Raw genomic sequence first — 13,078 nt, forward strand, 5'->3', positions numbered from 1 at the left:
AGAATCAATGGTGGCCTACGATAACGCTAATGATCAAGATCAATAAGACCAAACTGGTTATTTTGACGTAAAGCATATCCTTTTCTTGGTAAAAGGCATAGATCGAGATCACAACGCGTAAGACGGGGGTCAAGATCAAAAGATAGATCCCAGCCATCATATAAGCATACGCCTTAAAACTTATGAGTCCATGCCAGATCGCAGGTAAAGTAGTTGGAAAGCTCGTATTAGGATAACCACTGTGACCTGTGATCAAAAACATTGCAAAGCCTAAGATCATTACGGCAGCTGAGAATAAGACGCCGATACGCATTATTTTACCGATCACGATCTCAACGGCTAACATTTCTTTTCGGGTAGAGTTATTTTTTGGCATTTTAGATCGTCACCCCAAATCCTTTAAGAATCATCTGTAACCCTAAGTAAAGTAGGATCGGGATAAAGATCAGGCGAATGATCTTTGAAGGTAAGATCTGCATGATCCGAGTCCCGATCGTTGAACCGCCTAAGATCCCTAAGGCTAAGGGAACTGCTAGATCAGGTCTGATCGAACCATTAAAGAAATAGACCGTTGCACTAGCTGCAGCTGTAACGCCCATCATTAGATTGCTGGTAGCACTTGAAGGCTTAAGTGGCATCTTCATTGCTCCATCCATTGCCATGACTTTAAAGGCGCCTGAGCCGATCCCAAGCATCCCAGAAGCTAGACCTGCTCCAAGCATGATCAAGAAACCGCCGGGAACATTTTCCACTTGATAATCGACCTGTTGTTTAGTGTTTTTATCATAATAGGAGCTATTAAGATTGAATTTTTCCGCCCATTTATCGGCGTGGACTTGTTGTAAGACTTCTTGCCCACTTCGCATTTTGCGGTACATGTTCCAGCTAGAAAAGACCAACAGACTGCCAAAAAGAATATATAAGATCATCGGCTCAAAGGCTCCAGTCAATAGGGCTCCGATGATCGCCCCGATCGTAGTTGCGATCTCAAGAAACATCGCGACCCGTAAGTTCAACACATCATCTTTTAAAAAAGCGATCGTTGAACCAGAACTGGTTGCGATGACAGCGATGATACTAGCTCCGATCGCATATTTGATATCAAGCCCCATCGCGAGAGTGACGATCGGGGTAACGATCATCCCACCACCGATCCCGAGAATAGATCCCATGATGCCAGCAAAAATACCGACACCGAGCATAAGTAGTGCTGTATGTAGCATATTAAAACTACCCCTTTATCTATTTAAAATACTAAACATATTAATTTTAGCAAATTATCACAGTATAAATTTTAATAATTTATTAAAGTATGTTCGTGAATCATTATAACAAGGGTCAAGCTCTACTCAAAGCGATTTAAAGGTTTAAGACTATTAGACCCGCAAAAAGAATTTACGTTATAATAGTAAAAATAAGTAACGAAAGGATACAAAAAAATTATGGTTTATTGTCAACGCTGTGGGCGCAAGCTCGATGAAGCGCACCTGCATTGTCCTTATTGCGGTGTCTTGCAAGAACGTGAGCTAGATGGTGAGAAAAAACCTTGTCGTAAGTGTGAAGAAAAGATCCCTGTCAACTCTAATTATTGTCCTTATTGTGGGCATGATCAAGCGATCTTTGAGTACCGTGAGACACCAAGAGAAACTGAGGAAGATAAGGCCAAGTTCACGCCTGGACCTAAACTTGAAAAAGATGCTCAGGATCTAGCCGAATTGATTGACCAGATCAGAGCGGAAAATGAAAAATATCTGGCTAAAAGACAAGCTGATGCCAAAGCAGCACAAGAAAAACGGACTTTTGGGAAAAATGAAAATCCCGAGCCTAACTTGATCGCATCTACCAAATTGATGTTACGTGATACGTTTAGAACTGATAAACGAATGGGGCGCGCCGACTTTTGGTGGGGCTATTTAGGGATCACGATGTTAACAGTCTTGTTGACGTTCCCCCTTGCGCTTATTGTCCAAATTTGGCAGGCGGTGGCACCGGATTCTGCGATGATGGCAATGGAGATCATGGTTTATTTTTTGATGTGTTTTTATATTTTAGAAATGTTTACGGGTTTGATCAGACGTTTTCGGGATGCTGAGATCCCTGTGCTCTATGTTGTTTTAGCTTTAACAGTAGTTGGTGAGATCATTTGCTTATTTTTAGCAACGCGCCCCCAAAAAGTGACGAACTTGGATTACACCTTTGAAGCACAAAATAAAAAGCAACAAAATGATCAAAATAAACCGGATAGATGATGGTAATTAAAGCAAGGCAAGCGTATAATTTAGATAATAAATATCGCCAAACGAGGTGGGTGCGATGTTAGAGACAAAGCGTCTTTTGTTGCGAAACTTTGACCCATTAGATGCAGCCGATGTTTTAGAATACACTAGTCAAAAGCAAGTAGCTAAAGATGCGGGCTTTATGCCGTGTGAGACGCTGATGCAGGCGTTATTTTTTGGGAAAATGTTGCAAAGTAAAAAGCATTTTGTGATCGAGTTAAAAGAACAACAAAAAGTCATTGGAAACATCGGCCTGTATGAAGTTTCTCCCCACCAAGCTGGACTTGTCTTTGAAGTGGGGTATGTGCTAAATCAAAATTATTGGCATAAAGGTTATATGACCGAAGCGCTCAGGGCACTTAGCCAGCTCGCTCAAAAAAAAGGTGCGGTCGGTCTAGAAGCACGAGTCGCTAAGCGAAATCAAGCCTCGATCAAATTGCTAGAGCGCTGTGGCTTTAGAGTCGTCGAAAAATATGTTGTCAACGAGTGGTTCGTTGTTAAAGAAAATCGTTCACAATTGTTATTTTATAAACAACTATAGGGGGTGAAAATATGCAGTTAAAGCGAGGGTTTGAACAATCAGTTTGTATTTTAGCGTTGCTAGCAACACAAGAACAAGATATTCCCTTATCCTCAACTGTGATCCACGCCCGACTCAAAGGCTCGCAGACTTATCTGCGTAAATTGATGCGAAAATTGGTCGTTGGTGGTTTAGTGACCTCAGCTTCAGGCAATAATGGTGGCTTTAGATTAGCTCATGATCCAGCTGAGATCAATTTAGCGCAGATCGTTGAAGTAGTCGAAGGCCCGTTGGTATCTTATCCAAGTACTGACTTATTCAATGCGGTCTTTTCGGATTTTAAACCTCTGGCTAAAGAAGGTAATAGTGCGATCCAACGAGCTTTTGCCACGGCGGATGCGCTGTGGATAAAGCAATTAGCTAAAGTCACGATCTATCAATTACTATGCGAGACTTTTAATACCAAGATAATTCCTCGGATCGATTGGAATCATTTGGGCGGTGGCGACCCCGATCAGATCGAAGCTTTGATCAAGAAGATAAAAAATAGTTTGAAATTATAAGCTAAACGCGTACGGGAGGGGCCGGCGCGTTTTTTTGGTTATCTGAAAATGCTGCCTTACACTTTGGTTTACACTCTACTTGAAAATAAATTGTGTTATGTATATAGTTATAACTAGAAGTAAGAAAACGTTTAAAATTGAGTAGGGGGAATTAAGTGTGTCGGAAAAAGAATATTACGGTGCGGATGCGATCGTTGATAGTTTGATCAACCATGATGTTAAATTTGTTTTTGGGATCCCGGGAGCTAAGATCGACCGGGTTTTTGAATTGCTCGAACATCCTAAAGATCCACGCACACCAAAATTTGTTTTGACGCGTCATGAGCAAAATGCAGCTTTCATGGCTGCAGGTGTAGGGCGGATCACAGGTAAACCTGGGGTCGTGATCGCAACGTCAGGTCCGGGAGCGTCTAACTTGGCTACTGGCTTGGTAACTGCTACAGCAGAAGGTGATCCTGTTTTAGCGATCGCTGGTCAAGTGCAACGAACAGATCTGTTACGCTTGACGCACCAAAGCATGAAAAATGCAGCTTTGTTTGAACCGATCACAAAATACAGTGCGGAAGTCCAAGAACCAGAAAATGTTTCAGAAGTGATCGCTAATGCTTACCAAGAAGCTGAAGCAGCTAAACAAGGTGCAAGTTTTGTTTCAGTACCACAAGACGTGACAGATGGTAAGGTGAAAACAAGTGTGATCGAGCCTCTTGAAGCCCCGAAATTGGGACCAGCCAGTCCGATCGAATCGACTTTACTCTCCCAACGTATCAAAGCTGCCAAGCTACCAGTTCTTTTGTTAGGGATGCGGGCTTCTGATCCTGAAACGACTGATGCGATCCGCCGTTTGATCGCTGCGACCCATTTACCAGTGGTCGAAACTTTCCAAGGTGCAGGGATCATCCCACGTGAATTGGAAGATGATTTCTTTGGACGGGTCGGTTTATTTAGAAATCAGCCTGGGGACCAATTGCTAAAGAAAAGTGACCTTGTGATCGCGATCGGATATGATCCTATCGAATACGAACCACGTAACTGGAATTCTGATCGTAGTGCTAATATCGTAGTTATCGATTCGATGCGAGCTGAGATCGATAAGAATTATCAACCAGAGCGTGAATTAGTGGGCGATATTTCACAAACATTAGATTTCTTGTTGCCATATATGAAAGGTTACTCGGTCCCAGAAGAATCAAAGGCTTACTTGGATTCGTTACGTAAGACTTTGCAAAAACGCGATGTGCCACCTGAAGTTACCAAAGATCAAGTTCAAAGTCATCCATTGAGTATCATTCAAGCTTTGCAAGATCGGGTCACAGATGAGATGACCGTGACAGTTGACGTTGGTAGTTTCTATATTTGGATGGCACGGCACTTTAGAAGTTATGAACCACGCCATTTACTCTTTAGTAATGGGATGCAAACCTTAGGGGTGGCTTTACCGTGGGCGATCTCAGCGGCTTTGGTCCGTCCTGATACCAAAGTGGTCTCTGTTTCAGGTGATGGTGGCTTCTTGTTTTCATCACAAGACTTAGAAACTGCAGTCCGGTTGAATTTAAATATCGTGCACATCATTTGGAATGATGGTAACTACGATATGGTCAAATTCCAAGAAGAGATGAAATATGGCAAGTCGGCTGCTGTTAAATTTGGACCAGTTGATTTTGTGAAATATGCAGAAAGCTTTGGGGCTAAGGGTTATCGTGTCAATAAAGCTTCGGAATTAGAAGAAGTCTTAGATAAAGCCTTCAAAGAAAAGGGACCAACGATCGTGGACGTACCGGTCGATTACAGTTTCAATCAAGAGTTAGGTAAGACGATCTTAGAAGATCAATTACACTGATCGAGGTAGAGGATATATGGAAAAATATGAAAGTCAAGTCTATCAACACGGGACCCTAGGAATGTTAGTCCCGGGTCTGTTTGAAGGCACATTGACGGTAGCCGAATTGTTAGAGCATGGTGAGCTTGGGATCGGAACTGCTAGTGGGTTAGATGGTGAAATGGTCTTATTAGACCACACACCTTATTTGGTCCAAAGTACAGGTGAGGTCCGGATCTTAAAGCCAGAGGAAAAAGTTCCTTTTGCCACGGTCCACTTTGAGCAAGCAAAAGATACATTTACGGCTAGTGCTCTGACCCAAAAACAGTTAGGCGAGCAGATCTTGGCTAACTATCCGTACAAAAATCTGTTCTTTGCAGTTAAGATCACGGGGCGTTTTAGCAAAGTCAAAACGCGCGCCGTTGAAAAGCAAACACGTCCGTACAAGACATTGACGCAAGTGGCTGATGAACAGGCCTTGTTTGATGCTGAAGCGATCACCGGTACGGTCATTGGTTATTTTGCACCCGAAATGTTTCAAGGGATGGCAGCAGCTGGGTATCACTTGCATTTCTTAGCTGATGATAAGTCAATGGGAGGTCACTTACTTGATTTTGAGCTCGACCAAGCTACAGTCCAATTGCAGCCGTTTGCTACGATCGAACAACATTTCCCAATGGCAGATCAAGAATTTTTAGAGAAAGACTTAGCGATCGCGGATCTACATGCTCAGATAAAGCAAGCTGAAGGACAAAATTAAAGATATAGCTTGCAATTAGATCGCATCCAAGTTAAAATTGGAAATTGAAAACGTCGAAGAAGAGGTCGCAAAAACCATCAGTAGCTAGGTGGAGTTGATAAAGCAACGCTAAAATCTAGTGAAAGGGGGATTTGCCGAAGCCTAGACAAACTTTATTTTGTCTAGGCTGGGGCCCGGTTTAAGAGATCGGGAACTGTCGTAGTGATAAACTACGGAGCGCTATCGAGATGAGTGGCAGTTTGCTACAAGAATGAATTGATAGATGATCAAAGCGCACTTTCGATGTCTCGGAGGTGCGCTTTTTATATGCTTGCACGACTTCTCTAAAAAATAGGAGGAATTTTCATGGCAGAGAAGAACACAATGAAGCGATCATTGAAGACAAGACATTTGTCGATGATCGCACTTGGCGGTAGTATCGGGACTGGTTTATTTGTGGCCAGTGGCTCAGCGATCTCGACCGCAGGACCTGGGGGCGCTTTAGTGGCGTATCTAGGTATTGGTCTGATGGTCTACTTTTTGATGACATCATTAGGGGAAATGGCAACTTATCTCCCCGTGACAGGTTCGTTTGCGACTTATGCGCGGCGCTTTGTTGATCCAGCATTTGGTTTTGCGATGGGGTGGAATTATTGGTTCAACTGGGCGATCACATTAGCGGTCGATATCTCGACGGTCGCCTTAGTTTTGAAATTTTGGTTCCCCCATGTTCCAGCCTGGGTCTTTAGTTTATCAGCGTTACTACTCATCTTTTTGATCAATGCTTTATCAGTTAAATCTTTTGGGGAAGCTGAATACTGGATGGCTTTGATCAAAGTTGTGACCGTTATTGTCTTTTTAGCAGTTGGTTTATTGACGATCTTTGGTATTTTAGGTGGTCATGCAACTTACTTAGAAAACTTCACTAAAGGTGATGCCCCATTTGTTGGGGGGATCCCAACGATCTTGAGCGTCTTTGTTGTGGCCGGATTCTCTTTTCAAGGGACTGAATTGATCGGTATTACAGCAGGTGAGACTAAAGATCCTGAAAAGAGTTTACCAAAAGCGATCAAGCAAGTCTTTTGGCGGATCTTGCTCTTTTATATCTTGTCGATCTTTGTGATCGCCTGCATCATTCCTTATACTAGTCCAAACTTATTAGGTTCTGAAGCAAGTGATATTGCGATCAGTCCATTTACCCTGGTCTTTAAGCGGGCGGGACTTGCTTCAGCTGCTTCAGTGATGAATGCTGTTATCTTAACTTCGGTCTTATCGGCTGCTAACTCAGGGATGTATGCTTCAACGCGGATGTTGTATGCTTTAGGTATCGATGGCGATGCACCGAAGATGTTTGCGCGGGTCAACTCACGTGGGATCCCGATCTTTGCTTTGATCGGGACGACGATCATCGGATTGCTGACCTTTTTAGCAAGTATCTTTGGTAACCAAGTTTATACCTTCTTAGTAAGTGCTAGTGGTTTGACGGGTTTTATCGCGTGGATCGGGATCGCAGTCTCACATTATCGTTTCCGCCGTGCTTTCAAAGCGCAAGGCCATGATCTAAGTGAGTTGAAATACAAGGCTAAGTGGTTCCCATTTGGTCCGCTCTTAGCTTTGGTCTTGTGTATTTTAGTCATCATTGGTCAAGATATCCAATCATTTAAGGACTTTAACTGGCAAGCGATCGGGGTCTCCTATATGTCAGTTCCATTGTTTATCATCTTGTATGCTTACTATAAGATCAAATATAAGACGAAAGTTATTCCATTAGATAAAGTGGATCTGACCCCCCATGATATTTCCAAAGAAAAAATGGAAATGCAAGAAAAAATCGATGAAAGTCTAGAATAGGCTTGCTATTTTACAGAATAAATATTATGATACTGGTATAAATAATCGAAACATCTGAGTTCGCCATAAGTAGGCATGACAGAGACATGGTGGTTGCTGCAAACCATGACGCCGAAACTCCAGCGTAACCTTGTATGGGCGGGTAATGCCGCACGGGAAAACCGTTATTTATATGTGAGTGCGATGTTATGTCGAACTTGGGTGGTACCGCGAAAAGAGTCTTTTCGTCCCAATATCGGGGGCGGAAAGGCTCTTTTTTTCGATTAGATAAAATAATTAGCTAAATTAGGGGGCAATAAGATGTTAGATATTAAAATGATCCGTCAAAATCCAGATGATATCAAAGCGCGTTTAGCAACACGTGGTGTGGAAGCTGAAACGATCGATACATTATTGGAAAAAGATAAAGAACGCCGTGAACTTTTGGTGCGCTCAGAATCTTTGAAGCAAAAGCGTAATGAAGTATCCGAAGCGATCGCGCAAGCTAAGCGTAACAAAGAAGATGCGACTGAAGCGATCACAGCAATGCGTGAAGTCGGTGGTCAGATCAAGCAACTCGATGCACAATTAGCTGAAGTTGAAGCGATCGTCCATGATATGGCTGCATGCTTACCTAACTTGCCTAACGAAACGATCCCAGTTGGGCCTGATGAAGATTATAATGTTGAATTGCGCAAAGTGGGAACACCACGTAAATTTGATTTTGAACCTAAAGCTCACTGGGATATCGGTGAAGATCTAGGTATCTTAGACTTTGAACGTGGAGCTAAAGTTTCTGGTGCACGTTTTGTTTACTATAAAGGTTGGGGTGCTCGCTTAGAACGTGCTGTCTATAACTTTATGTTGGATGAACATGCTAAGGAAGGATATACCGAAGTTTTACCACCATATATCGTAAATGCTAAGACAATGTATGGTACGGGACAATTTCCTAAGTTCAAAGAAGATGTTTACCAAGTCAATGGTGAAGATATGACTTTGATCCCAACTGCAGAAGTTCCATTGACTAACTATTATCGTGATGAAGTTATCCCAACAGACCAATTGCCAGTTTACTTTACCGCATTGACACCAAGTTTTCGTTCTGAAGCTGGTAGTGCAGGGCGTGATACGCGTGGCCTTATTCGGATGCACCAATTCAATAAAGTTGAATTGGTCAAGTTTGCTAAGCCAGAAGAGTCATATAACGAATTAGAAAAAATGACTCAAAATGCCGGTGATATCATGGAAAAATTAGGCTTGCCATACCATGTGATCACTTTATCGACTGGTGATATGGGCTTTAGTGCAGCCATGACACACGACCTTGAAGTTTGGATGCCGGCGCAAGATACTTACCGTGAGATCTCAAGTTGTTCTAACTGTGAAGATTTCCAAGCACGGCGCGCACATATCCAATATCGTGATGAAAATGGCAAATTGCAATTCGTGCATACTCTAAACGGTTCAGGTCTAGCTGTTGGTCGGACAGTAGCGGCTATTTTGGAAAATTACCAAAATGAAGACGGTTCGGTCACGATCCCTGAAGCTTTGCGTCCATATATGGGTGGTTTAGAGAAGATCACAAAAGATGATCCCGAAGCATAATTATTAAGATGTTTTGAAATAATGTGGTCAATGTTGCATAAATGATGAGAGATCCAGCATGATTTTGTATCGTGTTGGGTCTTTTTGGATTGCTAATATGGGATGGAAGTTGCACGAATAAATGGGATAACGTAAAATGTAACAAGTAATTTTTTGAAAGGATCGTAAAGAGATGACAACTTTTTATTTAGTACGCCACGGTAGAACTGAGTATAATCGTGATGGCCGTTTGCAAGGTGCTGTACATGATTCACCATTATTGCCCCAAAGCATAGCCGATGCAAAGCAAACTGGTAAAGCTTTAGCTGATATCGATTTTGTAGCGGCTTTTTCCAGTCCGCAAAAGCGAGCTTTAGACACTGGTAAAAATATCGTAGCTCAATTTAAGCAGCCATTACAGTTTGAAACTTTAGATGATCTAAAAGAATTTGATTTTGGGATCTGGGATGGTGATCTAGCGACTAAGCATCAAGCTGATCGTATTTGGCAGACATTTTTGAATGATCCGCACAATTTTGATGGTAGTGAGATCGAGGCGGAAAACTATTTTGAATTAGCCACACGGGTAAAAAGGGCTTTGACTCAGATCGCTAAACGTTATCCTAAAGGCAATGTTTTAGTGACGGCACATGCGTTGGTGATCACTTTTGGTGTTAAATATCTTTTAGGAAAAGATCTTAATACCATTCGCCGTGAAGGACTAGTTGCTAATACGTCAGTAACGGTTTTAGAAGTCAAAGATAAAGCGACATTTGAACTTCTAAAATGGAGTGATACAACACACTTAAAATAAATTTAAAAAATTGTTGACGTGGGCAATAAGACTTGGTAATATATTATTTGTCGTTGAGATGACGACAATAACTTAAAAAAGTTATTGACATTGAGTTGTTGATAATGATAGGATATAAAAGTTGTTGTTGAGATCAACGATAACAAAAAATAAAATATTTATTGACAAATCACTTGATGATTTGGTAAGATAAATAAGTCGCCTAGAAATGATGATTAAATAATTATTTAAAAAAGTTATTGACATCAATTCTTCGAGATGATAAAATAAAGAAGTTGTTGCTAAACAGCTGATTTATAAAAAGTAGATCTTTGAAAACTGAATAAAGTTTCGATAAGCAAATGTGCAGGGTCTCTTATCTAAGTAATAAGAGCAATAAACATTTTGCGAAGTCAATTCGCTAGTAAAAAATAAAGAGTCACAAACTTTAAATTGAGAGTTTGATCCTGGCTCAGGATGAACGCTGGCGGCGTGCCTAATACATGCAAGTCGAACGAAACTTCTTTATCACCGAGTGCTTGCACTCACCGATAAAGAGTTGAGTGGCGAACGGGTGAGTAACACGTGGGCAACCTGCCCAAAAGAGGGGGATAACACTTGGAAACAGGTGCTAATACCGCATAACCATAGTTACCGCATGGTAACTATGTAAAAGGTGGCTATGCTACCGCTTTTGGATGGGCCCGCGGCGCATTAGCTAGTTGGTGGGGTAAAGGCTTACCAAGGCAATGATGCGTAGCCGAACTGAGAGGTTGATCGGCCACATTGGGACTGAGACACGGCCCAAACTCCTACGGGAGGCAGCAGTAGGGAATCTTCCACAATGGGCGAAAGCCTGATGGAGCAACGCCGCGTGGGTGAAGAAGGTCTTCGGATCGTAAAACCCTGTTGTTAGAGAAGAAAGTGCGTGAGAGTAACTGTTCACGTTTCGACGGTATCTAACCAGAAAGCCACGGCTAACTACGTGCCAGCAGCCGCGGTAATACGTAGGTGGCAAGCGTTATCCGGATTTATTGGGCGTAAAGGGAACGCAGGCGGTCTTTTAAGTCTGATGTGAAAGCCTTCGGCTTAACCGGAGTAGTGCATTGGAAACTGGGAGACTTGAGTGCAGAAGAGGAGAGTGGAACTCCATGTGTAGCGGTGAAATGCGTAGATATATGGAAGAACACCAGTGGCGAAAGCGGCTCTCTGGTCTGTAACTGACGCTGAGGTTCGAAAGCGTGGGTAGCAAACAGGATTAGATACCCTGGTAGTCCACGCCGTAAACGATGAATGCTAAGTGTTGGAGGGTTTCCGCCCTTCAGTGCTGCAGCTAACGCAATAAGCATTCCGCCTGGGGAGTACGACCGCAAGGTTGAAACTCAAAGGAATTGACGGGGGCCCGCACAAGCGGTGGAGCATGTGGTTTAATTCGAAGCAACGCGAAGAACCTTACCAGGTCTTGACATCTTTTGCCAATCCTAGAGATAGGACTTTCCCTTCGGGGACAAAATGACAGGTGGTGCATGGTTGTCGTCAGCTCGTGTCGTGAGATGTTGGGTTAAGTCCCGCAACGAGCGCAACCCTTATTGTTAGTTGCCAGCATTAAGTTGGGCACTCTAGCAAGACTGCCGGTGACAAACCGGAGGAAGGTGGGGATGACGTCAAATCATCATGCCCCTTATGACCTGGGCTACACACGTGCTACAATGGACGGTACAACGAGTCGCAAGACCGCGAGGTTTAGCAAATCTCTTAAAGCCGTTCTCAGTTCGGATTGTAGGCTGCAACTCGCCTACATGAAGTCGGAATCGCTAGTAATCGCGGATCAGCATGCCGCGGTGAATACGTTCCCGGGCCTTGTACACACCGCCCGTCACACCATGAGAGTTTGTAACACCCAAAGCCGGTGGGGTAACCTTTTGGAGCCAGCCGTCTAAGGTGGGACAGATGATTAGGGTGAAGTCGTAACAAGGTAGCCGTAGGAGAACCTGCGGCTGGATCACCTCCTTTCTAAGGATAATTTCGGAAACCTGCACTTTTATCGTAAACTTTGTTTAGTTTTGAGAGATTTACTTTTCTCAAGGTTGCTTATTTGGGCCTATAGCTCAGCTGGTTAGAGCGCACGCCTGATAAGCGTGAGGTCGGTGGTTCGAGTCCACTTAGGCCCATTAAATAAATATTTTGGGGCTTTAGCTCAGCTGGGAGAGCGCCTGCTTTGCACGCAGGAGGTCAACGGTTCGATCCCGTTAAGCTCCATTGATAACGATAGTTATCAAACTTGTTCTTTGAAAACTAGATAATATCTTTTATTTCTTTGTTAATTAAAATAACCGAGAACACCGCGTTTTAAAGAGTTTAAAACATTTAATGTTTGATCGCTAAACTCATAACCATTATCGTAAGATAATACAGGTTAAGTTATTAAGGGCGCATGGTGGATGCCTTGGCACTAGGAGCCGATGAAGGACGTGACTAACTGCGATAAGCTTCGGGGAGTTGTAAGTAAACTGTGATCCGGAGATTTCCGAATGGGGAAACCCAGCAGGAGTAAAGACCTGTTATCACTGAGTGAATACATAGCTCAGTTGAAGGTAGACGTGGGGAACTGAAACATCTAAGTACCCATAGGAAGAGAAAGAAAATTCGATTCCCTGAGTAGCGGCGAGCGAAAAGGGAACAGCCCAAACCAGAGAGCTTGCTCTCTGGGGTTGTAGGACTGGACATTTGAGTTACCAAGAAACGAAGTAGTTGAATGATTTGGGAAGATCAGCCAGAGAAGGTGATAGCCCTGTAAGCGAAACTTCGTTTCCTCAGCCCAGTATCCTGAGTACGGCGGAACACGTGAAACTCCGTCGGAATCCGGGAGGACCATCTCCCAAGGCTAAATACTCCCTAGTGACCGATAGTGAACCAGTACCGTGAGGGAAAGGTGAAAAGCACCCCGGGAGGGG

The 13,078-nt window shown here is 43.1% G+C and carries 10 protein-coding genes, 2 tRNA genes, 2 rRNA genes and 1 riboswitch (1 of these 15 cut by a window edge); of the genes, 12 read left to right on the top strand and 2 right to left on the bottom strand.

What is annotated here, in order from left to right; all coding sequences use genetic code 11:
* Positions 1-4 precede the first annotated feature (4 nt).
* Positions 5-376 (bottom strand): DUF1634 domain-containing protein, encoded by a 372-nt coding sequence (locus CPS94_RS10295; RefSeq protein ID WP_112194222.1) that lies wholly within the window; start codon positions 374-376, stop codon positions 5-7.
* Between the two features lies 1 nt (position 377).
* Positions 378-1,223, bottom strand: coding sequence for a sulfite exporter TauE/SafE family protein (locus CPS94_RS10300; RefSeq protein ID WP_089135533.1), 846 nt, complete (start codon positions 1,221-1,223; stop codon positions 378-380).
* Between the two features lie 219 nt (positions 1,224-1,442).
* Between CPS94_RS10300 and CPS94_RS10305 the strand changes: the two genes are divergently transcribed.
* The 12 genes from CPS94_RS10305 to CPS94_RS10360 all read left to right on the top strand — a co-directional run.
* A complete protein-coding gene (locus tag CPS94_RS10305) occupies positions 1,443-2,249 on the top strand; it encodes a zinc ribbon domain-containing protein (RefSeq protein WP_112194224.1) in 807 nt (268 codons plus the stop codon).
* 64 nt (positions 2,250-2,313) lie between these two features.
* A complete protein-coding gene (locus tag CPS94_RS10310; RefSeq protein ID WP_112194226.1) occupies positions 2,314-2,817 on the top strand; it encodes a GNAT family N-acetyltransferase in 504 nt (167 codons plus the stop codon).
* Positions 2,818-2,828: 11 nt separating this feature from the next.
* A complete protein-coding gene (locus CPS94_RS10315) occupies positions 2,829-3,359 on the top strand; it encodes an Rrf2 family transcriptional regulator (protein ID WP_112194228.1) in 531 nt (176 codons plus the stop codon).
* A 157-nt stretch (positions 3,360-3,516) separates the two neighbouring features.
* On the top strand, positions 3,517-5,196 hold the full coding sequence (alsS, locus tag CPS94_RS10320) for an acetolactate synthase AlsS (RefSeq protein ID WP_004050741.1): 1,680 nt from the start codon (positions 3,517-3,519) through the stop codon (positions 5,194-5,196).
* Between the two features lie 16 nt (positions 5,197-5,212).
* Positions 5,213-5,935, top strand: a complete 723-nt coding sequence (gene budA / locus CPS94_RS10325; protein ID WP_112194232.1) for an acetolactate decarboxylase — start codon at positions 5,213-5,215, stop codon at positions 5,933-5,935.
* 51 nt (positions 5,936-5,986) lie between these two features.
* Positions 5,987-6,165, top strand: a riboswitch (Lysine riboswitch).
* A 115-nt stretch (positions 6,166-6,280) separates the two neighbouring features.
* Positions 6,281-7,765, top strand: a complete 1,485-nt coding sequence (locus tag CPS94_RS10330; protein WP_112194234.1) for an amino acid permease — start codon at positions 6,281-6,283, stop codon at positions 7,763-7,765.
* A 300-nt stretch (positions 7,766-8,065) separates the two neighbouring features.
* Positions 8,066-9,352, top strand: a complete 1,287-nt coding sequence (gene serS, locus CPS94_RS10335) for a serine--tRNA ligase (protein WP_112194236.1) — start codon at positions 8,066-8,068, stop codon at positions 9,350-9,352.
* 172 nt (positions 9,353-9,524) lie between these two features.
* The gene (locus CPS94_RS10340) at positions 9,525-10,145 is read left to right on the top strand and encodes a histidine phosphatase family protein (RefSeq protein WP_112194238.1); all 621 of its coding nucleotides are present in this window, start codon (positions 9,525-9,527) and stop codon (positions 10,143-10,145) included.
* Positions 10,146-10,573: 428 nt separating this feature from the next.
* A 16S ribosomal RNA gene (locus tag CPS94_RS10345) occupies positions 10,574-12,137 on the top strand.
* An 84-nt stretch (positions 12,138-12,221) separates the two neighbouring features.
* Positions 12,222-12,295 (top strand) — tRNA-Ile (locus CPS94_RS10350).
* A gap of 15 nt (positions 12,296-12,310) precedes the next feature.
* Positions 12,311-12,383 (top strand) — tRNA-Ala (locus tag CPS94_RS10355).
* A gap of 155 nt (positions 12,384-12,538) precedes the next feature.
* Positions 12,539-13,078, top strand: a 23S ribosomal RNA gene (locus tag CPS94_RS10360); it runs 2,377 nt beyond the window's last position.
* The 16S and 23S rRNA genes sit together here with 2 tRNA genes alongside, the layout of an rRNA operon.

The sequence above is a fragment of the Ligilactobacillus murinus genome (assembly GCF_003288115.1).
Taxonomy (GTDB): Bacteria; Bacillota; Bacilli; order Lactobacillales; family Lactobacillaceae; genus Ligilactobacillus; species Ligilactobacillus murinus.